This is a genomic window from Sorangium sp. So ce362 (assembly GCF_051519845.1).
Classification (GTDB): Bacteria; Myxococcota_A; Polyangia; order Polyangiales; family Polyangiaceae; genus Sorangium.
Map to the genome: position 1 here is coordinate 10,579,201 of NZ_CP150332.1, position 26,708 is coordinate 10,605,908.

Genomic DNA, 26,708 nt, shown 5'->3' on the forward strand with positions numbered 1-26,708 from the left:
GACGAGAGATGCCCCGAGGGGCAGCGCTCACCGCGGCCGGAGCACGGAGAACAGCGCGCGCGGGAGCGGGTCCAGCGTCCCCTGGTAGACGGTCTCGACGCTGGAGAGGACCTCGAAATCAGCCCCGAAGATCTCGCGGAGCTCCTCGGGAGAGAACCGGTACGGCCCCTGTTCCCGCGGCTCCAGCACGCTGAAGCACTTGAGGAAGCAGAGCCCTCCGGGCGCGACGAGCCGCTTCAGCGCGCGCACGTAATCGCCCCTCCGGGCCGGCGGGAGGCAATGGAAACAGCCGCGGTCGAAGACGACATCGAACCGCTCGTCGAGCCGGCTGTCCAGGATATCGTCCTGCACGAAACGCACGGCGGCGCCTCGCTGCGCCGCCTGCGCCGCCGCCTGCTCGATGGCGGCGTGCGAGAGGTCGGTGCCGGTGACGTCGAACCCGCGCTCGGCCAGCGCGAACGCCTGCGTGGCCGGGCCCGTGCCGAGATCGAGCGCCCGCCCGCGGGCGACCTGCCAGCGCTCGAGCGCCTGCCCGAGATCGGGATCCAGGCCCGCGTGGTACCAGGGCAGGCTCTCTGCCGGGGTGCTTCGATACAGCTCTTGCCAGTCCGGGAAGTTTCGCTGTTCGCTCATGTCCACCGTTATAGTCCGCCGGAGCGGCGCTGCACTCCGGGCGTTCTCGTGTAGGCTCCGGCGCGTGCAGAGGCGCGGGTGCGGAGGGGCAGGGCGATGAGGATCACGTGCGTGGGCGGCGGGCCGGCGGGCCTCTACTTCGCGCTGCTCGCGAAGCAGCGCGACCCGCGGCGCGAGGTGGTCGTCGTGGAGCGGAACCGGCCCGACGACACCTTCGGCTTCGGGGTCGTGTTCTCGGACGCGACGCTCGACGGCCTCGAAGGCGCCGACCGCCCGAGCTACGACGCGATCCGGAGCAGCCTCGCCCACTGGAACGAGCTCCACGCGCACATCGGCGGGCGCGTCCTCGTCTCGACGGGGCACGGCTTCAGCGGCCTGTCGCGCCGGAAGCTGCTCGCGATCCTCCAGGACCGGGCGCGGGAGCTCGGCGTCGTCCTGCGCTTCGAGGAGGAGGTGACGGACGCGGCCGAGGCCCTCGCCGGGAGCGATCTCGTTGTCGCCGCCGACGGGGTGAACAGCCGGATCCGCGAGCGCTTCGCCGACCGGTTCGGGCCGCGCATCGACGTCCGCCCGAACCGCTTCGTCTGGCTCGGCACGACGTTCCCGTTCGACGCGTTCACCTTCTATTTCGAGGAGAACCGACACGGCCTCTTCCGGGTGCACGCGTACCGCTACGAGCCGGACCGCTCGACGTTCATCGTCGAGTGCCGCGAGGAGACGTTCCGGCGGGCGGGCCTCGACCGCGCGAGCGAGGACGAGACGATCGCGTACTTCGAGGAGCTCTTCGAAGACAAGCTCCGGGGGCACCGGCTGCTCAAGAACAGGAGCGTGTGGCGGAGCTTCCCCACGGTGCACAACGAGCGCTGGAGCGCGGGCAACGTGGTGCTGCTCGGGGACGCCGCGCACACGGCGCACTTCTCGATCGGCTCGGGGACGAAGCTCGCGCTCGAGGACGCCATCGCGCTCGCCGAGAGCCTGGGGCGAAGCCCGGGCGTGCCGGAGGCGCTCGCCGCCTACGAGGCGGAGCGCAAGCCCAAGGTGCTCGCGTTCCAGCGGGCCGCGCAGGTGAGCCTCCTGTGGTTCGAGAACACCGAGCGCTACATGGCGCTCGACCCGGTGGAGCTCATGTTCAGCCTGCTGACGCGGAGCCTGCGGGTGACGCACGAGGGGCTGAAGGCGCGCGATCCGGCGTTCGTGCGCGAGGTGGACGCGCACGTCGCGAGCAAGGCGGAGGCGCAGTCGGGGGTGCGCGTCGCCGCCGGCGGCGGCGATCCGCCGCCGCCGATGTTCACGCCGTTCCGGCTGCGGTCGCTCGTGCTGGAGAACCGGGTCGTCGTGTCGCCGATGTGCCAGTACTCGGCGGAGGACGGGCGGATCGACGACTGGCACCTCGTGCACCTGGGCAGCCGGGCGCTCGGCGGGGCGGGGCTCGTGATCACCGAGATGACCGACGTGAGCGCCGAGGGGCGCATCACGCCGGGCTGCGCGGGGCTCTACCGCCCCGACCACGCCGAGGGGTGGCGGCGCGTTGTCGATTTCGTCCACGCGCGCTCCCGGGCCAGGATCGGCGTCCAGCTGGCCCACGCGGGGCGCAAGGGCGCGACGAAGCGGATGTGGGAGGGCATGGACGAGCCGCTCGAGCGCGACGGGTGGCCGCTCCTCAGCGCCTCCGCCATCCCGTACCTCCCGGAGAGCCAGGTCCCGAAGGCGATGGATCGCGGGGACATGGATCAGGTGATCTCGGACTTCGTGCAGGCGGCGAGGAGGGCGGACGAGGCCGGGTTCGACCTCATCGAGCTGCACTGCGCGCACGGCTACCTGCTGGCGAGCTTCATCTCGCCGCTCACGAACCGGCGCGACGACGCCTACGGCGGGCCGATCGAGCGCCGGATGCGCTATCCGCTCGAGGTGTTCGACGCGGTGCGGGCGGCGTGGCCGGCGGACAAGCCGATGAGCGTCCGCATCTCGGCGACAGACTGGGCGCCGGGCGGGCTCACGACGGACGATCTCGTGGCGCTCGCGACGATGCTGCGGGAGCACGGCGCCGACATCCTCCATGTGTCGGCGGGGCAGACGGACCCCTCCGGAAAGCCCGAGTACGGCCGGCTGTTCCAGACGCCGCTCGCGGAGCTCGTGCGGCTCTCGGCGAAGGTGCCGACGATCGCGGTGGGCAACATCCAGAGCTACGCGGACGTGAACAGCATCATCGCGGCCGGGAGAGCCGACCTGTGCGCGCTCGCGCGGGCGCACCTCTACGACCCGTACTGGACGCGGCACGCCGCCGCGGAGCAGGGGTTCGACCTGGAGTGGCCGCCTCAGTACCGGTCGGTCGAGAGGTACACGCTCCGCATGCGGTGACCTGCGCGGGGCGAGGTCTCACCGCGCGGGGCGCCGCCGCGCGGCTCGGCGGATCGCGCCAGAAAAAGTCGAGGCCGGGCCTTGATCCTCACGCTACGTGAGGACCTAGCCTCCGGGGCATGGACGTCCTCCCCCGCCCTGGAAACAGGGGAAGCATCATGCGTTCAGCACCGTTGAAAGTCGGCGATCTCGCCAGGCAGACCGGCCTCTCCGTCCGCACGCTCCACTACTACGAGGAGATCGGCCTGCTCTCCCCGTCGCATCGCACGGCGTCGGGGCACCGGATGTACGCGGCGGGCGACGTCGCCCGGCTCCAGCAGATCAAGTCGTTGCGCGAGCTCGGCTTCAGCCTGGAGCAGATCACCGCGTGTCTGGACGAGCCGGGCTTCTCACCGCTGCAGACCATCGAGCTGCACCTGTCGCGGCTGCGCGAGCAGATCGCGCTGGAGCAGAAGCTCTGCGCGCGGCTCGAGGGGCTGGCGCACGTGCTGCGCGCGGGAGAGGACGTCTCTGTGGAGCAGCTCCTTCAAACCATCGAGGTGATGACCATGATCGAGAAGTACTACACCCCAGAGCAGCTCGCGGAGCTCAAGCAGCGCGCGGAGGCGATCGGCCCGGAGAAGATGCGCGAGGCGGAGAGCGCGTGGAAGACGATCTACGATGACATGCGGGCGGAGATGCAGAGGGGCTCCGATCCGAAGAGCGAGCCGGTGCAGCAGATCGTGAAGCGCATGCGGGTCCTCATCGACGCGTTCACGGGGAAGAACCCCGAGATCGAGAGATCGCTCAACCGGATGCGCCAGCAGGAGCCGGCGATGAGGGACCAGCACGGGATGGATCCGGAGCTGCACGAGTTCATCGGCAAGGCGATGCGATAGATCGCTCGCCTGAGCGTCGCGACCGTACGCGCCGTGCGGGGGGCCAGACCGCGCGCGTCGTGATGTGGCCTTTGTGCCGCGTGTGGCAATTCGCCCCACGCGCGGAGGTGGAGCCGGCACGCGCCCGGCGCGAGCGGTATTCCCGGGCGAGGACGCGGGCGGGCTGGCAGCTCCCCTGCCCCGTCCCCCCGCCCGGCGCCCGGCCTGGCACTCGCGTTGCTCTCTCACGGGCGGCCACCCCGGCGCATGCTGCCCAGGAAGAACGCAACGGCGCCTCGTGCGCCCCTGCAGTGAAGGTCCGTCATGTACCTGCCCGGAAAAGAGATCCGCTGGAAGGATTTTCTGAACGATCTCAAGCAGGAATGGGTCAAGGACAAGATCGACACCGTCGCTGCTGCGCTGACCTTCTTCGGCGTCCTCTCGATCTTCCCGTTCCTGCTCTTCGCTGTCGCCCTCGCCGGTCTGGTCATCGATCCGGCCGAGTCCGCGCGGCTGGTGCGCGAGCTCTACCAGATGGCCCCGCCCGCCGTGGCCAACATCCTGGGCGAGCGCATCCAGGCGCTCACCGAGGGGCAGAGCCCGGCGATCTTGACGGTCGGCGCGCTCGGCGCGGTCTGGGCGGCCTCTGGCGGCGTTGTCGCGCTCATGGACGCGCTCAACTCCGCCTACGGGGTCGAGGACAGCCGGTCGTTCTTCAAGCGCCGCGGGATTGCCCTCCTGGTCACGCTCGGCGGCGCCGTCCTGCTGACGGTCGCCTCGGCGATCGCGGTGGCCACGCCGGCGGTCACCGAGCACCTCGGCCCCCTCGCGACGCCGATCCTCTGGCTGCGCGTGCCGGTCTCGGCGCTCATCGTGATGGCCGTCCTGGCGGCGCTCTATTACGTGCTCCCCGACGTCGAGCAGAAGTTCAAGTTCATCACGCCCGGGTCGGTCGTGGCGGTCGTGATCTGGGCCATCGCCTCCCTGGGCTTCTCCTTCTATGTCAGCCGGTTCGGCAGCTACGAGGTGAGCTACGGCGCGCTCGGCGGCGTCATCATCCTCCTCATGTGGATGTGGATCTCCTCGATGGCGGTGCTCCTCGGGGCCGAGATCAACGCCATCATCGAGCACCGCTCGCCGGACGGGAAGCGCACCGGCGCCAAGGATGCCAGCGACACGGGGGTGGACATCCCCGAGGCCGCGAAGGAGGCGTGCCAAGGGACCGCGCTCCCGGCCAGCGCCGGCCGTCCCCCGCGCGACACGGGCGCTGGCGGCGACGCCGCGCTCCCCGACCCCGTCCGCTCGGGCCGCTCGGAGCTCCATCGGGGGAGGGCGTAATCGACGCCGCCTCTCCTCTTCACCTCGGCATTCACCTCGGCATTCACCTCGGCATTCACCTCGACACCTCGGCTGTGATTGCACCTCGGCCGCCACTTCATCTCGGCTGCCGCCGTCGCGGCCGCCGGGGCCCGCCCTTCGGGTCTCCCCCTGTTCACCGGAGCCTCCTGCATGCCGCATAGGATCATCGCTTCCACGTCGCTGTTCGTGTTCGTGTTGATCGGCTCGCTCGCCGCGGGCTGCCAGAGCGCCCCGAGCGGCGCGCCCACGACCCCGGCGCCGGCCGGAGCCGGCAGGGGCGCCGAGGCCGTCGGCACGCCGGACCAGGAGGTCGGCCCAGGGGGGAGCGATCCGGTCGGCGCCGGGGGCGCGCCGGGCACGGGCAGCCAGCAGGGCTGCATCGACGGCCCGCTCCTCAAGTATGTGGGGCAGAGCCCGGACCAGTGCGCCCGGATGCGCTTCGTCTGCGAGCCGGGCTGGACCTACTTCAGCGACGATTGCGGCTGCGGTTGCACGAAGCAGCCGTGATCCGGGGCGAGCCCCCGCGGGGCCACGGCGGAGATCGCGCGCGGCGTTACCTACCTGCTGGCGGGCGGCGCGCGCGTCGCTCCACAAAAACACCTCGCGCCGGGCGGCCTGCGGCATCTAGCATCGGGGCCCGCATGCGCCCCCTCCTCATCGTGAATCCCCAGTCCAGCGGCGGAAATACGGGCAAGCTCTTCGACGGGATGCAGACGCCCATCCGGCGCATCCTCGGCGAGGTCGACATCGTGCGCACAGAGCGCCCGCGCCACGCCGTCGACCTCGCGCGGGAGGCCGCGCTCGACGGGCGCGAGACGGTCGTGGCGGTCGGCGGGGACGGCAGCGTCAGCGAGGTGGTGAACGGCCTCATGCAGGCGAGGGACGTGGGCGCCGCCGGCACCCGGCTCGGGATCATCGGCGCGGGCACGGGCGGCGATCTCTGCAGGACGCTGAAGCTGAACCACCGGCTCGACCGTTACTGCACGGCGATCGCGAGCGGCATCGCGCGCCCGATGGATGTGGGCCGCTTCTCGTACGAGACGCACGACGGCCGGCGAGCCGAGGCGTTCTTCGTCAACGTGCTCTCCGCGGGGATGAGCGGGCTCGTGGATCAGATCGTCAGCGAGACGACGCGGGTGCTCGGCAACTCGCTCGCGTACACGATGGCCTCGCTCCGCGGCCTCGTCCGCAGCCGCGTCGGCCGGGTGCGCTGCGTGGCGACGCTGCGCGGGGAGCGGCGCGAGATGGAGCTCACGACGCGCACCGTGGGCATCTGCAACGGCCGGTTCTTCGGCGCGGGCATGCAGATCGCGCCGATGGCGCGGGCCGACGACGGCGTGTTCGACGTCATCGACCTGGGCGGCGCGCCCCACCTGCGCTTCGCCGCCGTGTCGACCGGCATGTACACGGGCGCGCACATCCGCCACCCGGACGTCCGCCACTTCCAGTGCGATCGCATCGAGCTCACGCTCCTGAACCGCGACGTCGAGCGGGCGTTCCTGCTCGACGTGGACGGCGAGCCGCTCGGACGGCTACCGCTCACGGTCACGATCGAGCCGAAGGCGATCGAGGTCCTGGCGCCGGCGGATTGAGCGAGGGCGGCGAGGGGCAGCGCCGCGGCGGGAGGCGAGCGCGGCGCGTGACCGGTATCGGCATAGGGGCGCCGGGTTTCCCCGGCGGGCCCTGCCACACCACCGGACAGGCGGGTCCGCATCCGGCGGTTCGAAGAGTTGAGGTCACGCGGCAAGTCGGGGAAGACCCAGCTTGTCGAAGAACGAGGGTGGCAGCGCGATGTTGATGAGGCGCATCCCCGAGTTGTGCCACCAGCGGGAAGCATTCCCCGCGACGCGGCGTGCGTCACGGGGCGAGAGCCCCCGTGCTCGCAGTTCTCGGAAGATGTTCACGCCTCGCATCCACTGCTTGAGTTGCAGTGCACGGAGGCGGTGGCGGATCCATGCGTCCAGCTCCCGAAAGACCGTCGGGAACTCGACGAGCCGGAAGTAGGCCTTCCAGCCCGGCAAGTACGCCCGCAGGTCCTGGCAGATCTGGGCCAGGCTCCGACCACGCATGCGGCTCGTCATGTGCCGCACGCGGCCCTTCATCACGTCCAAGGCCTTGCGCGCGATCGTGCAGCGAACGTCGTTCTTCGGCGACAACCAGAAGGTGTATCCGAGGAATTTTCGGTCCTGCACGGGTGCAACCGCACTCTTCGACTCGTTGACCCTCAGGTGGAGCTTCGCGTACAGACGCCTCAACGCCTGCATGACCCGCTCGCCCGCACGCCGCGACCGCACGTACACGTTGCAATCGTCGGCGTAGCGCACGAACGCGTGTCCGCGTTTCTCCAGCTCCTTGTCGACGTCGTCGAGGAGCACGTTCGCGAGCAAGGGAGACAAGGGACCGCCCTGCGGTGTGCCCTCGTCCCGAGCCGTCACCACGCCGTTCGCCATGACGCCGGCGTTCAGGTAGCGACGGAGCAAAACCAGCACGCGACGATCCTCAATCCGGTTGGCCAGTCGCCCCATCAGCACGTCGTGGTTCACGCGGTCGAAAAACTTCTCGAGATCCACGTCGACCACCCACCGCCTCCCTTGCTGCACGTACCGCTGCGCCTCACGCACAGCATCGTGCGCGCTGCGCCTCGGCCGGAAGCCGTGGCTGTGCTGAGAGAACGTCAGGTCGAACCGAGGCTGCAGGACCTGCAGGAGGGCCTGCTGGATGAATCGGTCGAGCACCGTCGGGATGCCGAGCTCGCGCTCGCCGCCGCTGCTCTTCGGAATCACGTGCCGTCGCACCGGCTGCGGCTGGTACGTCCCTGCGAGCAGTTGCTCACGAAGGGACGGCCAGTGCACGCGAAGGTGCTTCGGTAGATCTTCCACCGTCATCCCGTCGATGCCGGGGCTGCCCTTGTTCTGCTTCACTCGCTTCAACGCGATCTGAAGGTTGCGGCGTTCGAGCGCCGCCTCCATCAGCCCGCTCGCTCTTGGGCGCTCCGTTCCGAGGGTCGCCGACCCCGCTTCCGCGGTCCGTCCGGCTCTCGGGGCTTCACCCCGGACCGCAGGCGGCACCTCCAGGTTCTTGGACTTCTGCGGCTTCGCGTTGTCGAGATCCACGGGCGCTTCGCCCTCCTCTCCGTTCGGCCCTTCGCCGTTGGCTGCCCGGCTACTACGGCCTCTGCTGACTTCTCGCTCCGCCGGGGGGGACTCCAGTCCGGCGTCGCCCTTTCAGGCGTGAGGCGAGATCTCCCCAGGTAAGAGCATCGACCTTCACCGCACGACCGCCGGATATACGTCGCCGAGCTTTGGTCACGAGAGCTTTGCGGAATCCAGCCCGCTCGCCCTGCTCGGCTCCGCCTCGGATCCGGTTTCTGTACGTCGGCCCGCGGGTTCGCTCCCCACTTCCTCCAGACGGTTCCTCACGGTTCCGCCCTTGTGGTTCGCTTCTGTCGCTGTGACCTGCTTCAGGAAGGACTTTCACCTCCGAGTCGATGCCCATGCTGGGCGCACTGGACGAAGCCGCTTCGTGGCAGCTGTTGTCGCATCCTGAAACGCCGTCGTAGCGACACCGCGAGCCGCGCCCGGAGCGAAGGGCCCCGCGCCCCGTCGACCGCGCCCGGTGCCCCGATTGCAGGCAGCTCCTCGCGAATCTGCACCCGAAGTGGGGTGGGCCTACACTGGATACGATCCAAGAAGGCTATCCTGCGCTGACCGGGAAGAAGGGGGCGAAGAGGGGGATCGGCGAGCGCGCGACCTTCTCGAGCTCGAAGGATCCGAGCTGGATCAAAGGCTCGCTTCCCGAGGGCGTGAGCTACCAGCGTCACAAAAACCACGAGAGGCCCGTGTGATATGAGCACGCGGATGGCAGATGTGTTGAACATCATCCTGGAGAAGCTGTCCGAGCACGCGCGGCGCACGCTGACTGCCGGGGGCGCGCATATCGAAGAGGCTGGCCGTGTGGACGAAGCATCGCTCCGGGCCGTCCTGCGCGGCAAGGGGCTCCCGGAGCTCGACTCCGCGCTCCAGTTTCACCGTGACGTCGGCGGCCTCTCTGTGCTCGGGCTCTCGCTCACCTTCTCGTCAGCGCGCCAGATAGTGCACTGGCCGGCCAGGCGAACGCCCGACGGAGAAGTTGCCGTCCCGGTCGGCTGCAGCCGAGGAGCCGTGTACTTCATCGATGCCCGCGGCGTGCTCCACCGGATGCGCGCCGCGCCGCGAGACAAGGAGCTCACCCCGGTGGCCACGAGCTCCTGGACGCTGCTCGAGAAGATCGCCCTTCTCGCCAGCGTCGAGCCGCTCGCGAAAGGGGTGCTGCGCTTGCGACTCCGGCCGTACGTGGGTGCGGCGCTCGCAGGAGCGCTCGGGGCGAAGCCGGCCGTCGAGGCCACGGACGGCTTTCACCGCTTCTTCCGCCGCGGCTCGCTCGTCATCGCTGACGGACACCCGCTCCGGGACGAGGGGCAGAGCGACACGCTCGTGTGGACCCCCGTCCTGGAGGACGCGGTCGCCGCGCTGCGCGCCGCGGGCTCGGCGTGCAAAGCGATAGGCGCCGAGCTCACGACAGCCGCCGCCGAGCTGCAGATCGAACCGCCGAGGAGCGCGCCGGTGGCGCCGTCCCCCGAGGTGCTCCTCGAAGGCGGCGCGGTCGCGCTCCTCGCGGGCGCTGGGGAGGAGGGCACCTCCGGCCATGTGTGGGCGCCGCCAGGGCCTCCGCGTCTGGAGCAAACACGGCTCTTCGCGGGCACGCTGCTGTCCTGGGAGACGGTCGACGCTCGCGGTGCGCGCATCCGTGATTTTACCGGAGCCGAGGACATGCTGCGCCCGCTGCTCACGCCGCGCGCCGTCCGTGGGCTCTTGCGGCTCAGCGCGCGCGTTGACCCCCGGCGCCAGGGCAAGCGGGCCTCGCTCGAGCACCTGCTCTCCTGCTGGGAGCTGCCGGCGCACGAGGCGGCGCTCGACTTCGAAGAGCGCCTGGGCGGCCTCCGCTTCGCCAACTTGCAGTGGGGGCCGTTCGGCATCGTCGGCGCGTGGCCGGACCGGCCAGCGGCGAAGGAGGCCGAGAGCGTGGACGAGGGCCAGCTCGTCCCGATCGGCGCCGAGATCCTGGGCAGCGTGAGCTACGCCGTCGACGCTGAGGGCGCGGTTCACCTGGAGGACGAGCACCTGGAGCCCACGCCGATCGCCGGGTCCTGGCGGGTGTGCCTCGAGCGCCTCGGCGCCGCCAGCGCGGACGAGGACGAGTTCCCGTGCTCCTGCCAGATCAAGGCGTGTGTCGGCCTGGCGGTCGCGGCTGCGCTGGGTGCCGTGCCGGTGCCGGAGGGCACGGACCAGCATGCCTCGATGTGGTACGGCGACGGCGTCTCGGTGAACGAGGTCGCGGGAGACCCCTACAACCGCGAGCCACGGACAACGGTCGCTGCGTGCAGCGAGGGAGACCTGGTGCTCGCCCTCCAGGTGGCGCTCCAGGTTGCTCCCGACGCCGCCGTCGCGGTGTTCGGTGTGAAGGGAGATCCGTCGCCGCCCGCGCCGGAGGAGCCCGTCGTGGTGCGCGCCCGGCTCTGGGGCGACACGTGGGACAAGACGGAGCGCGAGCTGTGCATCTACGGTGGGCCCGAGCGCTACCGCTTCGTCTGGCGCTGAAGCGCCTTCGCGCGGCTTCAGCAACTTCCCGCAGGCTGGACCCCTCCAGCACCTTCGCGACCTTCGCGACGTTGCTGACCCATGCGGAAGGTTGGCCGGGCCTTGCTCCGGGGTTGGCCCCGCAGGCTTCGGCGATGGACGCTCCAGGATGGAATGATGGCCGTCCCATCATTCCATGGTGGCGAAGCCATCATCGACCTTGAACGCGCCAGGGGGACTCCATGGCCCCCTGAACCCAGACGAAGAAGACGCCAGTGCTTCTCCGCGGAGAGCTCGTCCAAGCTTACCGGAAGCGTCTCCGCGAGACGGGCGCGCTCCGCGACGGGCAGCTCCAGGGCTTCGGTTTCCAGCTCGGGAAGGTTCACCGGGGGAATTGTACCGCGTGGCTCACGCATCGCCGCGACAACTCCGCGGTGGACTCCGCTGCTCCCGTGCTCTCCGCGGGCGGCGTCATGGCCCCGGAGTACGCCGTCATCGTTTTCCCGGGGAGCTGAGGGATCGGAGAGCGCCTCACGGCGCGAGCGCGGCGGCGGTGGAGCTGAGCTTGCAGTTCACCGGCACGCTCAGGGAGATCTCTTCGAGCGAGACGACGCGCTGGTCGATGTCGCCCGGAGGCGCGCAGTCCACGATCGCGAGAGGAGCCTTGTCCGACTCGGCGAGCTTCGCGAGCTGACGGGCCCTCTCCGTCCACAGTTCCAGGAGCTTCGGGCGGAGCTTCTGGGCGTCCTTCAGCAGGGGACGCGGCGCGGAGAAGCCGAGGTCGACGCCCGTCTCGGAGGACTTCGTGTCGGAGGACTTCGTAGCCGCGACGAGATCGCGCGTCGCCGCAACGAGCGACACCCATAGACCGCTCCGTGCCCAGTAGTCCTGCTCCGCCGCGAGAGCGACGTCGATCGAGCCGTCGACGCGAACCACGTAGACGGCCGGTTCGGCGAGCTCGCTCCCGTCCGCGGACGTGGACACTCCGCGCATCTTGCTCGTGACCGGGGAGCCGGCGGCCTCCCCGAGCCGCTGCGTGATCGCCTGCGCGCGCGTCTTGAGATCCGCCAGGATCGCGCGCGGATCGGCGCCGCGGCCCGTGAGCACGAACGTGATCTCGATCGTATCGGGCCGGACGACGAAGCCGCCCGGGCTCGCCCTCGGAGACACCGCGCTGACGGCGCCCATGCCGCTCGACAGGGACGATCCGACCGACGCGGAGTAGCCCGTCGACGCCGAGGGATGCGAGGACGCGGCGCCGGACGATCCCAGGCACCCGAGCGTGTGGAGAGCGAGGAAGGAGGGAAGGACGAGCTGGAGGACGCGCATGGCGGCGCAGCATAATCTCCGCGGAGCCTGGCAGCGAGGAGCCTGGGCGCCCACGGCAGGGCGGCCGCGCCGAGGATGCGCGGCCGGCACCGGGGAGGCCGAGCACCATCTCGAGTCTGCGGCGGAGCCCGCGTGCGCCTGTGCTGGTCTCCTTGACAAGGCGGGGTAGGCCTCGGATATGCTATCTTTTCACGATGCGTGGAGGCGGCACGACGCGGTGGGGTCGGGGGTCAAGGCGCTCCACGCGGAGGCGGCGGTCAGCGTTCGAGACGGCTGATGATGCCGAGAGGGCCGCGGTCAATGAAGTGGGTGTAGACCATTGTGACCCGCACATCCTTGTGGCCGAGCAGTGTCCGAATCGTCCGGATGTCGGCGCCCGCCTCGATCAGGTGGGTCGCGAAGCTGTGGCGGAGGGTATGGCATATCGCGCGCTTGGTGAGCCCCGCCGCGCGTCCAGCATCGTACACGACCCTCCACACTGCCGATTCATGCAGGTGGTAGAGGACTTGTCGACCAGTCCCGCGTCATGGCGTCGAGCTGGGACTGCAGCTCGCGAGCTCGAGTGGGGAGCAAGGCCGGTCGAACGTGCTGTCCTTTTCTACGGCGCACCATAATTTGCCGTCGATCGAGGTCGACGCCTTCGCGAATCGAAAGTGCTTTGAGGAGTTGGAGGCCGCTTTCGTAGAGGAAATCGTCAATGAGCGGAAAAGGCGGGACGAGGTTTTCGAGCAAGGTGAGCATGTCCTGCCGCGAGAGGACCGAGGGGAGGAGCTCCAGCCGGCGGGCGACTTCAAGTCGCTTCGAGCCGGGGTACCTGCAGCTCAAGGACCCGCTTGTAAAGGAAGAGGAGCGCGCACGGCGCTTGGTTCTGCGTGAACACCGCGGTGCGGCGCGCAACCGCAAGCTCGTTGAGGAGGGCCGTGATGTCTTCCGCGATCATCTGCCGTGGGTGCTTGCCGCCGCAGAAGCGAATGAACTGCCGAATCCAATTAACATACGCCTCTTCAGTGCGCGGAGAGCAATGCAGACGTCGGATGGTGGCGCTTGCGGCTTCGATGAGGGTCATATGGATGGTCCTGAGTGCGTAGGGGCGGTTCGTCGGACCCGCATTGACACTGATCGGACCGGGGCGGGCATGAGCTACATCCATCTCTCAAGGAAATTCGACCTATGGCTGACGTTCGCATCTCGTCCGTAACATTCGAGCAGTACAAGGCGTTCGCCCGATATACAATATCGCTCGACCGCCTCAACATCCTTGTCGGTCCCAACAATTGTGGCAAGTCCACGATCCTTGGGGCTTTTCGGGCACTGGCTACTGGTCTGCGGAACGCGCGTGCGAAGTCTCCCGAACGCGTCGTGCTTCCAGATGGGCGATTCCAAGCCGGCTATAGCATCCGCGAGGACACACTACCAATCTCGCTCGAGAATGTTCACACAGACTACTCGCAGATGGATTCCCATGTTGCATTTCACCTCAACACGGGTTCCAGGCTTCGTTTGCTCTTCCCGCGCAACGGTGGCTGCTATCTTCTCCCGGAGACACGCGAGGGCACATCAATCTCGTCCCCAGCCGTCTTTCGCAAGTATTTTCCCGTTAGCGTCGCGGTCGTGCCCGTCCTCGGGCCGGTCGAACACCGCGAGGTCCGCCGCGAGAAGGAAACAGTTGTCGCTGGACTAAACACTCATCGAGCGTCCCGTCACTTCCGTAACTACTGGCATTATTTCCGAGATGGCTTCGAGGAGTTTTCCGCATCCGTCCGAGCTACATGGCCTGGCATGGACATCCAGGCTCCTGAGGTCAGCGATCATATGACGGGGGAACTCGCGATGTTCTGCCTTGAGGACAGGATGACCAGGGAGCTTTACTGGGCTGGTTTCGGGTTCCAGGTGTGGTGTCAGCTCCTTACGCACCTGTCGCGCACAAAGGATGACACGATCGTGATCGTGGACGAGCCCGAGGTTTACCTTCACCCTGACGTGCAGCGGCAGTTGCTCGGTCTGCTAAAGGATGCTGGCCCTGACGTTCTCTTGGCCACGCATTCCACTGAGATCATGGCGGAGGCTGACCCGAGCGACCTTCTATTGATCGACAAGCGGAAGCACGCAGCCGAGCGACTTCGTGACGTTGCAGGCGTACAGCGAGCTCTTGGCGCCGTCGGCTCCGTGCAGAACATCACGCTAACGGGGCTGGCACGCAATCGCCGGGTCCTATTCGTCGAAGGCGATGACGACTTCCGGCTCATCCGCCGGTTCGCTAAGCGACTTGGCTTGAGCGAATTGTCCGCCGGAATTGGAATTACAAGCCTTGACTCCGGTGGTTTCGGATCTTGGCAAAAGATCACCACTCTTGCTGAAGGTATTGAGGACGCCCTAGGTGCGAAGCTTCGTATCGCGGCCGTCTACGACCGTGATTACTTCTGTGAAGAGGAAATTGGTCATGTACATTCTACTCTAAGCACGGCGCTGGCCTTGGCACACGTCCATGAGAGAAAGGAAATTGAGAACTACCTCTTGATCCCGGCGGCGATCGATCGCGCCGCGCAACGCGCTGCCGCAGACCGTGCGACGCGTACGAATAGTACGCCTGTAAAGCCTCCGCCTGCGGATCAGGTGTTGCGTGACATCACCGATGGTATGAGGGACGACGTGCAGGCTCAGCTTATTGCGAGGCGCGTAACGTATCTCCGGAACCAGCGGAAGGACCTCTCCGAGATCACACGGGAGACTCTTGCCGCGGTCGCAGCGAAGTGGAACACTCTCAACTATCGATTGGAAATCGTAGGCGGCAAGGATGTCCTACGCGCGTTGCGCGAGCACTACCAGAATCTCGGCATTGCACTCACAGATGCGCGCATCATTGATGCCATCCACCGGGAGGAGATCCCCAGCGATCTCGTTGCGTTGCTCAACAAGCTTGAGCAGTATCGGACGACCTCGACATGAGCCGCACGACTCCACATGAGCTGCCCAATATCTGGATACAGCTGATGAGCACCGGCATCTCGTCCATTGCCCTTGCTTTCCGTCTTTGCAGTTGAATCAAGCGTTAGACACATCAAAAATTGCCGATAACGGAACCGTTGCCAGCAGGCGGTGGCGAGGTCCACGTCGCCACCGCCCTCGCGGTCCGCTCCGTCCCTCCTGCGCCCGCCGGCGAACAGGTACGACACGCCGCGCTCCCGCAAGTGCGCGAGGTCGTCGTCCGACGCGCGGTCGGTGAGGACGGCGACGACGTGGTCACCGTCGATCTCGTTCGCTTGTCGGCGTCGCGGAGCGCGTCGGCGAGCGGCTCCCTCGTGATGCGGCCGCACATTCAAGCGTCCCCCCGTACGTCGCGGCCGTCCGCTCGTGCTCGCGGCGCTTGTCGGCGATGTCCGGCCCCTTCGCCGCCACCCAGGCCGAGGTGCCCTCCATAGGCACCCGCGACTGGCGCCGGGGCCGTTCGCATGTGCGCAGCTACCTACGCTCGCCCCGTGCCTCGACGCGGTAACGCAGCCAGAGGACGTCGCCAGCACGATGGGACGTGCGTGCCACGATCACGACGTTCGCCGTGCTCAGCGAGCGCGCCTCACAGCTTCGACCCGAAGTCGAGCTGGTGCGCGACCTCGACATCCGCGCAGCAGCGGCCGCCGAGCTGCCAGCGAAATCCAGCCGTAAGGGCGGACGACCCCCTGTACGTCGTGCTGCGATGCCCGAGGCCCTACTCATCCGTTCGCTGCGCCGCACCTCGTCGCGCCGCGACCGGTCTTCTTTTGCTTACGCGCCAGGTCGACCTGGCGTAGTATTTCGGTAAATTTGCGAAGGGAGCGGAGTAATGTGGTACGTGCAGTGGGGCGCGCAATGGCGTCCCGCGTCCGATGACGAGCTGAAGAACCTCGTGGGTGCGGGAAGCGTTCGTGCGGACACGCTGATCCGGCACGACTCATGGGAACATCCCGCCCCTGCTGAAATGACCCCCTTTCTCAGGGACTATTTTCCGCAGAACCCAGGGTCGTTGCCGCACGCCCCGCAGGTCCAGCGGGGATCAACTAACGCGTTATCACAGAAGGCGCCGAAGAAAGGAGGGCTGAGCTGGAGGCACCTGCTGCTCCTGCTCGGTGTAATCCTCGTCGCTCGGGTTTTCATGGCCCTTGCTTGGGTAGGTCTTGTCCTCGGTCTTGCGATCGCGGCGTTCGCCATCATGGCGTGGATGGGCAAGGTCCGACTCCCCAAATTCATTCCGGAGGATGCCGGAAAGAAACGCTCCATTCTCGGTGTCACCGCTCTATCGGGGCTCCTCTTCGGGTCTTGTGGAGTGATCGGGATTGGCGAACGTCACGAGGCTGCCAAGAAGGAGGATCAGAGGCTTCAGGTAGAAGCGGCAAAAGCCGAGCAGGCGCAACTTGCAGAGAAGGCACTACAGAAACGGCGCGCTGAAACCCCGACACTGGTGAAGACCTGGAGGGAGGAGCTCGACAAGGCTTTGGTTCAGGCGGAAACAAATTCCGCCTCCGCCATCGAGCGCACCAAGGCGATCGCGAAAGAGATCGCCGATGAGCAGATTCAGCTCGGCAATCCGACACCCACGGAACTCACCGAAATCGGTCAGTACGCCCGCAAGATTCAGGGCGATATCGAAGGCTACATTGGCCTAGCGAAAGCGCTCGCCGGCATTCCAGTGGACACTGAAAAGGCGAAAAAATCAGCCGCAGTGCAGCAATGGCTCAATGCCGATGAGTCATATAACTCGGCGCTATCGAGCATCGGATACCTGGAGTCATTGAGCGAACCAATGCGCTCGAAAGTCCCCGCAGGCTTCGATCTGGCTGGTCAGCGTCGTCGAGTCGAAGCTCTGAAACGAGGAATCGCGGGCGCCGTCGCAAGAGAGCGAGCCAAAATCGAGCGTGCCGAGGCTAAGCGCAAGGAAGAAGAGGAAAAGGCAGCGGCCTATCGCGCGCTGTGCGGCGAGGCACCCATGGTCAGCGCGTGGAACGGCGAGGTAGTTGGACTCGAGTCGGTGATACGAAGGACGGCTCACGATCCCGACTCGATTGATGTAGAGAACTGCACCCAGCCGATCTTGACTGAGCAGAACTGCTGGGTCTTCAGCTGCCAAGTTCGTGGAAAGAACGCCTTCGGAGCGAAGATCCTGAACCAGCACACATATTCGTACAGTCGCCTTGGGTTCGAGCAGATGAAGTAGCTCTGTTCACGTCGATGTGGCAGGCAGCGAGCGCTGCGATCTGCCGGCCCGCTGGAAGCTGCTGCTCGACTTCCTCCGGCCTTCCGCCAAGGCGGCGTCCGCAAGCCGCAGCCCGCCGAGCCGACCGGTGCCGAGCCGGCGGCCGTTCGCATGTGCGCGGCTACCGGATCTCGCCCCGTGGCTCGACGCGGTAACGGAGTCAGAACACGTCGCCAGCACGATGGGACGTAGATCCCACGATCACGACGTCCGCCGTGCTCACCGAGCGCGCCTCACAGCGTCGACCAGAAGTCGAGCTGGTGCGCGACCTCGACATCGACGCCGCGGATGCCGAACAGCCGGCCCTCGTCCTGCGTGGCGCCCGAGAGAACCGGCACGCGATGGAATCGCCCCGCTCGCAGCGCGTCGGCCGGGCTCTCGGACAGCACGGTGTCACCGACCGCGGGCATGACGAAGCGCGCCGTGTGCGGCATCAGCTCGTCCACCGGCACGCCGCGCAAGCGCTCGAGCGCGACGGCCGGCTCGCTCGCCGGTTCGACCCACCCCCGCTCGGCCGCGAGCGCCTCCCCCCGTCGCTTGCTGGTCGGCGAGCGGCGACCAGAACGGCGGCAGCGCGGGCAGGCCCGGATAGAAGATGCCGAGCCGGAAGTTGATCGTCACGACGACGACATCGCCGCCAACGGCGAGCCGACGGGCATCGAAGACGCTGCCTGCGCCGGTGGCTCAGGAGCCGGTCGTCGCGAGCAGCTCCCTGGCGTCGCTGACGGATGCAGCGCGGCGGATCCAGCGGTCCAGCTCGGCGAGGTCGGTGCTCGCGAGGACGCGCTCCCGGACCTCGGCAGGGACCTCCAGCCCGCGGGCCTCGAGGAAGGCGAGCACGTCGTGCGCCTTCGCTTCGAGGCGCCCCTTCTCCACGCCCTTCGCCACATAGCTGCGCGCGAACTCGCTCTGAAACTCGTATCCGCTCTTCATCATCGCCTCCAACGTCCGCCTCGCCGCTGCGTTCAGCGAGGATAGCACCAGGTCCCCGTACACGGCGCGGCGCTCCTCATCGAGCCCGGCTGCCGCCCCCAGGAACGCCACGCCGATCGCCTCCCCTGCCTCGCCTTGCCCGTGCGCCATCGCCGAGAGCACGACCACCTCGGGCGCCGCCTTCGCCTGCTCGGCATCGGTGACGACCGGGACGCCCGACGGCCCGAGCACCAGCGGCGTCAGCGTCAAGCCGGGATGGCCCGCCTCAATCGGTCGCGCGCACCACCGCGCGATGTCCGCGTCGATTGTCACGACCAGCAGCCACGTCGGGCAGCGGTGCCGGGCCCTCGTCTGGGTGACGTACACCGGCCAGACGTACGGCTTGTCCGGATCCACGCCGAGCTGGACCTCGACGACGATGGCCATCGCGGGCCGCTGCTGCTCGCCGAGCAGCATCACGAGGATGACGTCCGCCCTCCGGTCCGACGGCATCACCTCCGTCAGGTCGGAGGACTCGACGCGCGCCTCCGCAAAGGCCGGCACCGGCTGGCCGAGCGCGTCCTGGAGCATCTCGGCGGCCAGCGTCGGTCGGTTCTTGAACAGCTCCACCAGGGCTTCATGGGTCACTGAGGGCATCGGGTCGTCTCTCGGGTGGTTGCAGCCATGCTGCGTTCTCCAGCGGCGCGCCAGGCCCATGCGTACGGGCCGCAGGGGCCGGAGCAGCCGCCTCCACCTCTTCAATTCCGGGCACCTCCATCGAGTGGTCACGCCGTGTGACCTGCGCGCGCTCTGACGCCTGGGCACGTCACCCACCGCCCCGTGGCCCGCGCGTGCCGCTCGTCCGCTCTGCCTCGCGCTCCGCGACGACGTCCCGAATCGCGTCTTCCCCGGACTTCCCCGGATCACCATGGACGCCCGCTGGAGCTTTTCAGGCGGGCGTCGCGGCGGACGCGCACCATCGCGCCCGTCGCGAGGGTGCTGAATTCGTGCTGGAGGTCGACCGGACCTTGCTCCGGGGTTGACCCAGCAGGCTTCGACGATGAACGCTCCAGGATGGAATGATGGCTGACCCATCATTCCTTGCTGACGAAGCCATCATCGACCTTGAACCCGCCAGGAGGACTCCATGGCACCCCGAACGACGAAGCAGACGACGAAGAAGAAGAGCCCAAGCCCCACCACGAAGCCGAGCAGCACCAGGCCGGCCAGGCCGCCGAGCACCCGCGAGGTGGCCGACATGCTGGGCGTGACGCTCTCGCCGCCGCTCAAGCCCGAGCAGACCGCGCGGCTGCGCAAGGCGCTGCCCGGCTATGCGGGCATCCTGGACGACGTGGCGGCGCTGCTCGCGGAGGACGCCGGCGCGCTCAACCTGCCGGACGTCACCCCCGAGGCGCTCCTCGCGGCCCAGGCCGAGCAGAAGTACCTCGCCGCGCGCGAGGCCGTCGCGCACTCCGTCTACCGCAGCCTGTTCGAGCAGCGGATGCAGGTCGACGACCGCGCCATGAAGATGCTCGAGAAGATCGCCCGCCGGATCAACGCCCTCAAGGAAGACGACCGCGACCTGCCGGGCCGCTGGAAGCTGCTGCTCGACTTCCTCGGGACCTTCCGCCAGGGCGGCGCCCGCAAGCCGCAGCCCGCCGAGCCGGCCGCCGCCGAGTCGGCCGCCGTCGCGTAGCGCGACCCGAGCGACCCGACCCGGGTTGGGGCGACCCGACCCGGGTTGAGCGCCCCGGCTTTCCCGGCGTCCCTTCCTGCCGCAGCCGCTCCGCACGCCCGGTCCGCTGATGTATCGTCGGCGTATGGCCCGTACCGCCCCGGTCCCGAACATCCCTGCCATTCCCGGCATGAACCCCGGCGTCTTCGTGATGGGGGCGGAGGCGGAGGCTCCGGCGGCCGTAAAGGCAACGGCGCGGGCGACGGCCAGGGCGGCAGCGGCAGTGGCGGAGGCGATGGCGCAGACGGTGGCGGCAAGGGCGCCGGCTCGTGCGGCACCGGCTCGACCGATGGCGGTGGGTGCCCGAACCATCATGGCTCCGGTACGAGCGGCAAGATGTCGCGCGGCGATCCCGTCGACGTGGCGAGTGGCAGCCAATCCCTGCCCCGTCTGCAACGCGATGCTGAAAGAGATGGGGATCCCACACACCTCTGTCCAGGGACACCCGCCGACCCGACCTGGGAAAACCGCTCCTTGGAACGGCGAGTCGACCTATAATCCTGCCACCGCGAAGATTTTCAATGGAGCACGATGAGCACACGCACGTGCGCGGAGGGGGCGGAGGGGATCGACGACTCGGCTGACGGTCCGGAGCTTGCTGCGAGACGGGGTGCCCTCGAATCCTTGCGCGGTCCGCAGGGAGGCTACGCGCGGTCGCATCGCGGGCTTGCCGCGTTCTGGCGGACTATCGCGGAAGAGGTTCTCGTGCGGCCGACTCCGCCGGAGATGCTCTCGTTGCTCGCACAACTTGACGACTGGCTTGCCGGCGGGCCTGTCTGCGCCTTAATGGCGAGCGCCGATCCGGGGGCACGTACGGCCCTCCTGGCGCGGTGGGCCATATCGATCGTCGAGCGCAAGGCAGCCGAGGTGATCTTTGTGCCGGTAAGTCCGTGCTTTGGGACCGCGATCGAACGCGACATGCTGAAGCTGTTCTTCGGCTTATTTCGGAGCTCAACAACGGCGGTCTTCAGTCGGCCGCGGAGTCCCGAGGAGCTGATGCTGTCAATCCGAATGGCGCTGCGGAGCGTCGACTCGGTCTCCTCGGTTCCCAACGAGGAGTGTCCCCAGTTGCTCGTGATCGTGGACGGGGTCGAGCGGGCGGCAGATGGTTGGCCGCTCAGGCGAATGCCCTTCTTGGGTGAAGCCTACGATGGGGCGCACATCCTTGTATCCGCCAGCCCGGAGAGTTCTTCCGCGCGCGGTCTGGGCCTGCATGAACGCCTCGCCTGGTCTCCGGAGCAGACGAGCCTTTTCTTGCTTGCCGGCGAGAGCGACGCGTCGGAAGGATCGACGCAGGCGCGGCCAATCGCTGAGAAAGCTGGCGAGATGGAACCCTCGTTGATCCGCTTCTTCGATGCACTTGGGACGGTGCTCGCTCCCGTATCGAACGATGATCTCGTCTCGGCAGTCGGCTTGGATGCGACCGGGCTCGAAGCTTTCAAGAACGGGCCGCATTCTGCCCACAGGCTCGTCCTGCTGAGCGACGATGGAAAATATTCTTTCCGCGATGATGCGAGCCGTGCAAGTTGGATGATTGACGCGGACAAGGTCGCGTCCATTGAAGATACTATCATCAGGAGGGGTCTGGCGACGCTCACGCGCGGAGCGGTCTTGCCCGATGCGTGGCCGCCGTATCTCGTGGAGTATCTGGGCGCCCATATGAAGCGGCGCTCTGTCTCTGTGTCTGAACTGATGAGGCTTGTGTCGCTCGAGTGGCTACAGGTCTGGATGAACCGTCCCGGAGGCTTGGTCGGGTTCACCACCGACGCTCGTCGCGCACGCTACGCCGCCGAGGACGCGCTCATCGAAGCGTGCAGTCCAGAGTGCGCTGGAGCAGCCGAGCACGAAAGGGCAACGCTGGTCTGCGCCATTGTTCGATGCGCGCTGGTCGAAGGAGCTTTGTTCGCGAAAGAGGGAAGTCACGAGGAAGTAGGCTACCGAACAACACCTTATGTTGAATCATCGGTCGATCTGAAGAAGCCGGCTGGAGCTGCGCGCGAGCGTGCCGAGGCGCTGGTGACGCTAGCTTCCGCGTTGACAGGCTCGGAGCAGCAGTTGGTTCAGCGGTGGGCGACAGATGCGTGCGCAGGTCTTGGCGAGATCGTTCCCCGGCCCATCCCTTGCGTGGCGACGGACCAGAGCGCAGCGGACCCTGAGCGCACCCGTCGGATCCGCGCGGGCGCGATGCACGAGGAGGTCGACGGGTACCTGTCGCGAGACCTGGTGATTCGGCCCACGGACCTCTCGCCCGAGGAAGCTTGGGGCCTGGCGGAGAGCCGAGAAGGGGAATCGCGGATGGTCGCCTTCGCGGGCATCTTGCCCGATCTTCCCCAGGAGATGCGCGAGAAGGCCGTACGAGAGGTCATGACCGCATACTGCGCGCACGGCGACCGGCTGGCGCTGCACATTCTGGCGGCGTGCGCGCCCTGGATGGCCCTTGCCGATGCAGCCAGGGTCCTCTGCAACGAGCTCGGGAACGACTGGACAGATGAATATCCCGGGATGCTGGTGGGCTTCGGCAGCCTCACCGAGCTCTCTCCGCTCTTGCGACGACTGGGTGGCACAGCGGCGCTCGTGGGCGCTGCCCGCGCCATCGCCGACGTGGGCCGGTGGCTACCGTAGCCAGCGATGCGTCCTGCAGGACACCGAGTCCTTGGACGGCTTCCGGAGGCCGTGCGCGCTCAGGAGCCGGTCGTCGCGAGCAGCTCCCTGGCGTCGCCGACGGATGCAGCACGGCGGATCCAGCGGTCCAGCTCGGCCACGTCGGTGCACGCGAGGACGCGCTCCCGGACCTCGGCAGGGACCTCCAGCCCGCGGGCCTCGAGGACGGCGAGCACGGCCTGCGCCTTGCCTTCGAGGATCCCCTGCTCCCGGCCCTTTTCCATGCCCTCCTTGCGGCCCTTCGCCACATAGCTGCGCGCGAAGTCACTCTGAAACTCGTATCCGCTCTTCATCATCGCCTCCAACGTCCGCCTCGCCGCACCGTTCAGCGAGGATAGCACCAGGTCCCCGTACACGGCGCGGCGCTCCTCATCGAGCCCGGTTGCCGCCCCGAGGAACGCCACGCCGATCGCCTCCCCCGCCTCGCCCCGCCCGTGCGCCATGGCCGAGAGCACCACCACCTCGGGCGCCGCCCTCGCCTGCTCGGCGTCGGTGACGACCGGGACGCCCGCTGGCCCGAGCACCAGCGGCATCAGCGTCCAGCCGGGGTGGCCCGTCTCGATCGGCCGCGAGCACCACCGCGCGATCCCGGCGTCGATCGTCACGACCAGCAGCCACGTCGGGCAGCGGTGCCGGGCCCGCGTCTGCGTGACGTACACCGGCCAGACGTACGGCTTGTCCGGATCCACGCCGATCTGGACCTCGACGACGATGGCCATCGCGGGCCGCTGCTGCTCGCCGAGCAGCAGCACGACGATGACGTCCGCTCGGCGGTCCGACGGCATCACCTCCGTCAGGTCGGAGGACTCGACGCGCGCCTCCGTGAAGGCCGGCACCGGCTGGCCGAGCGCGTCCTGGAGCATTTCGGCGGCCAGCGTCGGCCGGTTCTTGAACAGCTCCACCAGGGCTTCATGGGTCACAGAGGGCATCGGGTCGTCTCTCGGGTGGTTGCAGCCATGCTGAGTTCTCGAGCGGCGCACCAGGCCCATGCGTATGGGCCGCAGGGGCCGGAGCAGCCGCCTCCACCTCTTCAATTCCGGGCACCTCCCTCGATTGGTCACGCCGTGTGACCTGCGCGCGCTCTGACGCCTGGGCACGTCACCCACCGCCCCGTGGCCCGCGCGTGCGGCTCGTCCGCTCTGCCTCGCGCTCCGCGACGACGTCGCGCGAGGCCATCGCGCACTCCGTCTACCGCAGCCTGTTCGAGCAGCGGATGCAGGTCGACGACCGCGCCATGAAGAGGCTCGAGAAGATCGCCCGCCACATCAACGCCCTCAAGGAAGACGACCGCGACCTGCCGGGCCGCTCGACCCGCCCCACTGGACCGACGCGGCCGACCTGGCCGACCTGCTCCTCGCGCTCTCCCAGGGCCACGGCCGGCCCCCCCTCGGCGACGACGCCTTCGACCCCCTCGCCGAGTTCGACTTCAGCATCCGCCGCCACCCGCTCGCCGGCCCGACCTGGTGATCGCAAGGCACGCCTCGGTCCGGCGCTGCCGTCGTGGTAGCCTGGTCACGATGCGCAACGCTGACGAGCTCCGGCGGTTCGCTCGCCAGGGCTGGGCGGCCGCCCAGCGCGACAAGGAGCTCTACTGGCGCGACTGGAAGAGGCAGCACGGCCCAGCCGCCGGGATCCGGATCGCCGATGAGCTCCGCAAGCAAGTCCTCGCGCAAAAGCCCGGCTGGCCGGGCGAAGAAGAACGCGGCGAAGACCTCGCCACGCACCTCCGCGTCCTCGAGGCCCTCGACCGCGTCCCGCCCCGCCGCCGTCGCCCTGCTCGCTGACCTCGCCGCGGCGCTGCGGCGGCGCCGCCTCCGCTGGTACGTCTTCGGCGCGCAGGCCGCCGTGGCCTACGGCAGGCCCCGCATGACGGCGGACGTCGACGTCACCATCGACCTCGCGCAGACCAGCGCGCTCACCCTCGTGGACGACCTCTCGCGCGCGGGCTTCGACCTGCGGATCCACCTCGGCGAGGACTTCCTCCGCGAAGCCCGCCTGCTCCCGCTCGTGCACCGCTCGACCAGCATGCCCATCGACGTGGTGATCGCGGCGTCGAGCCTGCACATCGAGTTCCTGGCGCGCCGCAGGCTGATCGACCTCGGCGGCGTGCGCGTGCCGATGATCAGCCCGGAAGACCTGGTCGTCACCAAGGTCCTGGCCGGCCGCCCCAAGGACCTCGAGGACGTGCGCGGCGTGCTGCTCGAGCAGCACGACCTCGACCTCGATCGCATCCGCGAGCTCCTCGGCGAGATCGAGGCCGCCCTCGGCGAGGACAGATTGCTCCGCCGTCTCGAGCGTCTGATCCGCACAGCACGCGCCACCGCCGTACGCCGGCAATGAGATGAGCGGGCCAATCCCGCGGTTCGGTCCAGGGCGACACCGGACGCGGCGCGCGCCAGCGCAGAGCGCCCACCCGAGGCGCGGCATAGGGGATGGATCGTTCCCGCGGAAGGCGGGTCGAAGACGCCCGGATGGAGTTACCCTCCCGTGCGATGAAGCTATATTTTGCGCCTCGCACCCGCTCGGTTCGCCCCCGTTGGCTGCTGGAAGAGCTCGAGGTGCCGTATGACCTCGTGAGGCTCGACCTCCCGAAGCAGGAGAACCAGACGCCTGACTATCTCGCCGTGAGCCCGCTCGGCGAGGTCCCCGCGCTCGTCGACGGAGAGCTCACGCTCCTCGAGCCGTCGGCCATCTGCCTCTATCTCGCGGACCGCTTCCCGGAGAAACAGCTCGCGCCGCCGCCGGGCTCGACCGAGCGCGGCGCGTACTATCAATGGCTGCTCTTCGCCGAGGCGACCCTCGCTCCCGTGGTGATGGCGCTCCACGGGCACGCGCAGCTGCCCGAGGAGCAGAAGACCGCCGTGCATGCGCAGGAGGCGCTCGCCAAGCACCACGCTCGACTCAGCGCGCTGCTCGATGTCGTCGACGCTGAGGTCGAAGACCGCGACTTCCTCGCCGCGGGCCACTTCACCGCCGCGGACCTGGTGATGGCGTCGATCCTGCATATCGTGAATCACCTGAAGCTGCTCGAGGACCGGCCGCGGCTGATGAAGTACGTCTATCTGCACTGCCAGCGTCCGGCATCCAGACGGGCGGTGTCGTAGCGAGGAGGCTAGCTTGTCCATCGCCGAGGAGGGTTGTCATCGATCACAGCAGCCACGGACGCCTACCACATCAGGTTCCGCAAGGTGCTCGAGCACATCGACGCGGGCTCGCCCAGTCGCGGCGCGAGCCCTTGTGATCACGGCGCAAGGGGCGCTTCGAGCTCAGCCAGGTCGTCGCCGGCCTCGCGCGCTGTCGTTCAGGGAGGGCGATGAATCGAGGCTGCGCCGGAGCGGCGCAGCCGGGGGCGAGACCGCCCTTACGGTCTCACGGGCAGGCGGCCACGCACGTGGCGAACGCGGCGCACCCCTCGCTGGCGCTGCATCCCGTCTCGACCGTCCCGATGCAAGCGTCTTCGGCCTCGAGCCCGTCAACGCAGTTCAGGCACGCCTCGTTCCCCTCGATCGCCCGCAGGTCGCCGGATCCATCGTCCCCGCAGACGTCGGTCTCAGGATCCGTCGTGTCGCAGGCGCTGGCGCACGTCGCGCCCTCCGCACAGCCGCAGGTGTCGAGCGTCAGCTGGAGGAACTCAAGGGCCCCCGCCGTGTGGTCCTCGAAGCACTGCGTGGGGCAGTCGCCGCCGCCGCCCTCGCCGCCCTCGCCGCCGCCGCCGCCGTCGCCGCCCGTGCCCGTCGAGCTCGGCCCCGACGAGGAGGAGGAGGTGGTGGTGGTGCCGGACGCTCCGCCCCCACCGCCCGCCCCGCCGTCACCCCCCGAGCCGCCGTCATCCGAACAGGCCGCCACCGCGCACACCGTGACCAGAATCGCTGCAAAGTTGAGGCTCTTCATCGAGATTGCTCCTGACAATAACGGTTACGCTGCTCCGACTCGGACGAAACGGCGAACACCGCCGCTCCCGCAGAGCGTCTTCTCACGCTCTGGCACCGTGCCATGGCACCGGACATCTACCTACACCAGAATTT

24 protein-coding genes are annotated in these 26,708 nt (G+C 68.2%); 14 read left to right on the top strand and 10 right to left on the bottom strand.

The genetic code is table 11. From position 1 onward, the window contains the following. Nucleotides 1-27: 27 nt before the first annotated feature. Nucleotides 28-633 carry a class I SAM-dependent methyltransferase gene (locus WMF17_RS40735; RefSeq protein WP_437598878.1) on the bottom strand — a complete coding sequence of 202 codons (606 nt, stop codon included), beginning with the start codon at nucleotides 631-633 and terminating at the stop codon, nucleotides 28-30. A gap of 96 nt (nucleotides 634-729) precedes the next feature. On the opposite strand from WMF17_RS40735, the gene WMF17_RS40740 reads away from it, so the two are divergent. The 5 genes from WMF17_RS40740 (at nucleotide 730) to WMF17_RS40760 (ending at nucleotide 6,799) form a co-directional block, all read left to right on the top strand. Then, complete coding sequence (locus tag WMF17_RS40740; protein ID WP_437646411.1) at nucleotides 730-2,991, top strand: bifunctional salicylyl-CoA 5-hydroxylase/oxidoreductase; 2,262 nt, start codon at nucleotides 730-732, stop codon at nucleotides 2,989-2,991. 158 nt (nucleotides 2,992-3,149) lie between these two features. Continuing rightward, nucleotides 3,150-3,869 (top strand): MerR family transcriptional regulator, encoded by a 720-nt coding sequence (locus tag WMF17_RS40745; RefSeq protein ID WP_437646412.1) that lies wholly within the window; start codon nucleotides 3,150-3,152, stop codon nucleotides 3,867-3,869. A gap of 303 nt (nucleotides 3,870-4,172) precedes the next feature. Next, on the top strand, nucleotides 4,173-5,186 hold the full coding sequence (locus WMF17_RS40750; RefSeq protein ID WP_437646413.1) for a YihY/virulence factor BrkB family protein: 1,014 nt from the start codon (nucleotides 4,173-4,175) through the stop codon (nucleotides 5,184-5,186). 171 nt (nucleotides 5,187-5,357) lie between these two features. Then, nucleotides 5,358-5,714 carry a hypothetical protein gene (locus WMF17_RS40755; protein WP_437646414.1) on the top strand — a complete coding sequence of 119 codons (357 nt, stop codon included), beginning with the start codon at nucleotides 5,358-5,360 and terminating at the stop codon, nucleotides 5,712-5,714. A 134-nt stretch (nucleotides 5,715-5,848) separates the two neighbouring features. After that, nucleotides 5,849-6,799, top strand: coding sequence for a diacylglycerol/lipid kinase family protein (locus WMF17_RS40760; RefSeq protein WP_437598884.1), 951 nt, complete (start codon nucleotides 5,849-5,851; stop codon nucleotides 6,797-6,799). A gap of 144 nt (nucleotides 6,800-6,943) precedes the next feature. Here the strand turns inward: WMF17_RS40760 and ltrA are convergent, their stop codons facing one another. Further along, nucleotides 6,944-8,320, bottom strand: a complete 1,377-nt coding sequence (gene ltrA / locus WMF17_RS40765) for a group II intron reverse transcriptase/maturase (RefSeq protein WP_437646415.1) — start codon at nucleotides 8,318-8,320, stop codon at nucleotides 6,944-6,946. A 744-nt stretch (nucleotides 8,321-9,064) separates the two neighbouring features. On the opposite strand from ltrA, the gene WMF17_RS40770 reads away from it, so the two are divergent. Beyond that, nucleotides 9,065-10,843: a hypothetical protein gene (locus tag WMF17_RS40770; RefSeq protein ID WP_437646416.1), complete on the top strand. Its 1,779-nt coding sequence runs from the start codon at nucleotides 9,065-9,067 to the stop codon at nucleotides 10,841-10,843. 254 nt (nucleotides 10,844-11,097) lie between these two features. Next, nucleotides 11,098-11,337 (top strand): hypothetical protein, encoded by a 240-nt coding sequence (locus WMF17_RS40775; protein ID WP_437646417.1) that lies wholly within the window; start codon nucleotides 11,098-11,100, stop codon nucleotides 11,335-11,337. 16 nt (nucleotides 11,338-11,353) lie between these two features. On the opposite strand, the gene WMF17_RS40780 is transcribed toward WMF17_RS40775, so the two are convergent. The 3 genes from WMF17_RS40780 to WMF17_RS40790 form a co-directional block, all read right to left on the bottom strand. Continuing rightward, nucleotides 11,354-12,151 carry a hypothetical protein gene (locus WMF17_RS40780; protein WP_437646418.1) on the bottom strand — a complete coding sequence of 266 codons (798 nt, stop codon included), beginning with the start codon at nucleotides 12,149-12,151 and terminating at the stop codon, nucleotides 11,354-11,356. A 257-nt stretch (nucleotides 12,152-12,408) separates the two neighbouring features. After that, nucleotides 12,409-12,618 carry a tyrosine-type recombinase/integrase gene (locus WMF17_RS40785; RefSeq protein WP_437646419.1) on the bottom strand — a complete coding sequence of 70 codons (210 nt, stop codon included), beginning with the start codon at nucleotides 12,616-12,618 and terminating at the stop codon, nucleotides 12,409-12,411. Nucleotides 12,619-12,941: 323 nt separating this feature from the next. Further along, nucleotides 12,942-13,217: a site-specific integrase gene (locus tag WMF17_RS40790; RefSeq protein ID WP_437646420.1), complete on the bottom strand. Its 276-nt coding sequence runs from the start codon at nucleotides 13,215-13,217 to the stop codon at nucleotides 12,942-12,944. Nucleotides 13,218-13,321: 104 nt separating this feature from the next. On the opposite strand from WMF17_RS40790, the gene WMF17_RS40795 reads away from it, so the two are divergent. Together WMF17_RS40795 and WMF17_RS40800 are read left to right on the top strand one after the other, a co-directional pair. Then, nucleotides 13,322-15,097: an ATP-dependent nuclease gene (locus WMF17_RS40795; protein WP_437646421.1), complete on the top strand. Its 1,776-nt coding sequence runs from the start codon at nucleotides 13,322-13,324 to the stop codon at nucleotides 15,095-15,097. An 880-nt stretch (nucleotides 15,098-15,977) separates the two neighbouring features. After that, nucleotides 15,978-17,336: a hypothetical protein gene (locus tag WMF17_RS40800; RefSeq protein WP_437646422.1), complete on the top strand. Its 1,359-nt coding sequence runs from the start codon at nucleotides 15,978-15,980 to the stop codon at nucleotides 17,334-17,336. 272 nt (nucleotides 17,337-17,608) lie between these two features. On the opposite strand, the gene WMF17_RS40805 is transcribed toward WMF17_RS40800, so the two are convergent. Together WMF17_RS40805 and WMF17_RS40810 are read right to left on the bottom strand one after the other, a co-directional pair. After that, nucleotides 17,609-17,836 carry a hypothetical protein gene (locus WMF17_RS40805; protein WP_437646423.1) on the bottom strand — a complete coding sequence of 76 codons (228 nt, stop codon included), beginning with the start codon at nucleotides 17,834-17,836 and terminating at the stop codon, nucleotides 17,609-17,611. A 223-nt stretch (nucleotides 17,837-18,059) separates the two neighbouring features. After that, on the bottom strand, nucleotides 18,060-18,944 hold the full coding sequence (locus WMF17_RS40810; protein WP_437646424.1) for a hypothetical protein: 885 nt from the start codon (nucleotides 18,942-18,944) through the stop codon (nucleotides 18,060-18,062). 490 nt (nucleotides 18,945-19,434) lie between these two features. Here WMF17_RS40810 and WMF17_RS40815 point away from each other — a divergent pair, with 490 nt between their 5' ends. Both WMF17_RS40815 and WMF17_RS40820 read left to right on the top strand, forming a co-directional pair. Then, nucleotides 19,435-19,983, top strand: a complete 549-nt coding sequence (locus WMF17_RS40815; protein WP_437646425.1) for a hypothetical protein — start codon at nucleotides 19,435-19,437, stop codon at nucleotides 19,981-19,983. A gap of 765 nt (nucleotides 19,984-20,748) precedes the next feature. After that, on the top strand, nucleotides 20,749-22,644 hold the full coding sequence (locus tag WMF17_RS40820) for a hypothetical protein (RefSeq protein ID WP_437646426.1): 1,896 nt from the start codon (nucleotides 20,749-20,751) through the stop codon (nucleotides 22,642-22,644). A 59-nt stretch (nucleotides 22,645-22,703) separates the two neighbouring features. On the opposite strand, the gene WMF17_RS40825 is transcribed toward WMF17_RS40820, so the two are convergent. After that, entirely contained in the window at nucleotides 22,704-23,612 is a 909-nt protein-coding gene (locus WMF17_RS40825; RefSeq protein WP_437646427.1) for a hypothetical protein, read from the bottom strand. 259 nt (nucleotides 23,613-23,871) lie between these two features. Next, the gene (locus WMF17_RS40830; RefSeq protein WP_437646428.1) at nucleotides 23,872-24,156 is read right to left on the bottom strand and encodes a hypothetical protein; all 285 of its coding nucleotides are present in this window, start codon (nucleotides 24,154-24,156) and stop codon (nucleotides 23,872-23,874) included. Nucleotides 24,157-24,200: 44 nt separating this feature from the next. Here WMF17_RS40830 and WMF17_RS40835 point away from each other — a divergent pair, with 44 nt between their 5' ends. The 3 genes from WMF17_RS40835 to WMF17_RS40845 all read left to right on the top strand — a co-directional run bounded on the left by WMF17_RS40835 (nucleotide 24,201) and on the right by WMF17_RS40845 (nucleotide 25,787). Next, nucleotides 24,201-24,467 carry a hypothetical protein gene (locus tag WMF17_RS40835; protein WP_437604391.1) on the top strand — a complete coding sequence of 89 codons (267 nt, stop codon included), beginning with the start codon at nucleotides 24,201-24,203 and terminating at the stop codon, nucleotides 24,465-24,467. 13 nt (nucleotides 24,468-24,480) lie between these two features. Further along, complete coding sequence (locus WMF17_RS40840) at nucleotides 24,481-25,023, top strand: nucleotidyltransferase (RefSeq protein ID WP_437651447.1); 543 nt, start codon at nucleotides 24,481-24,483, stop codon at nucleotides 25,021-25,023. 152 nt (nucleotides 25,024-25,175) lie between these two features. Then, nucleotides 25,176-25,787: a glutathione S-transferase family protein gene (locus tag WMF17_RS40845; protein WP_437598906.1), complete on the top strand. Its 612-nt coding sequence runs from the start codon at nucleotides 25,176-25,178 to the stop codon at nucleotides 25,785-25,787. 265 nt (nucleotides 25,788-26,052) lie between these two features. On the opposite strand, the gene WMF17_RS40850 is transcribed toward WMF17_RS40845, so the two are convergent. Further along, entirely contained in the window at nucleotides 26,053-26,574 is a 522-nt protein-coding gene (locus WMF17_RS40850; RefSeq protein WP_437646429.1) for a hypothetical protein, read from the bottom strand. Nucleotides 26,575-26,708 lie beyond the last annotated feature (134 nt).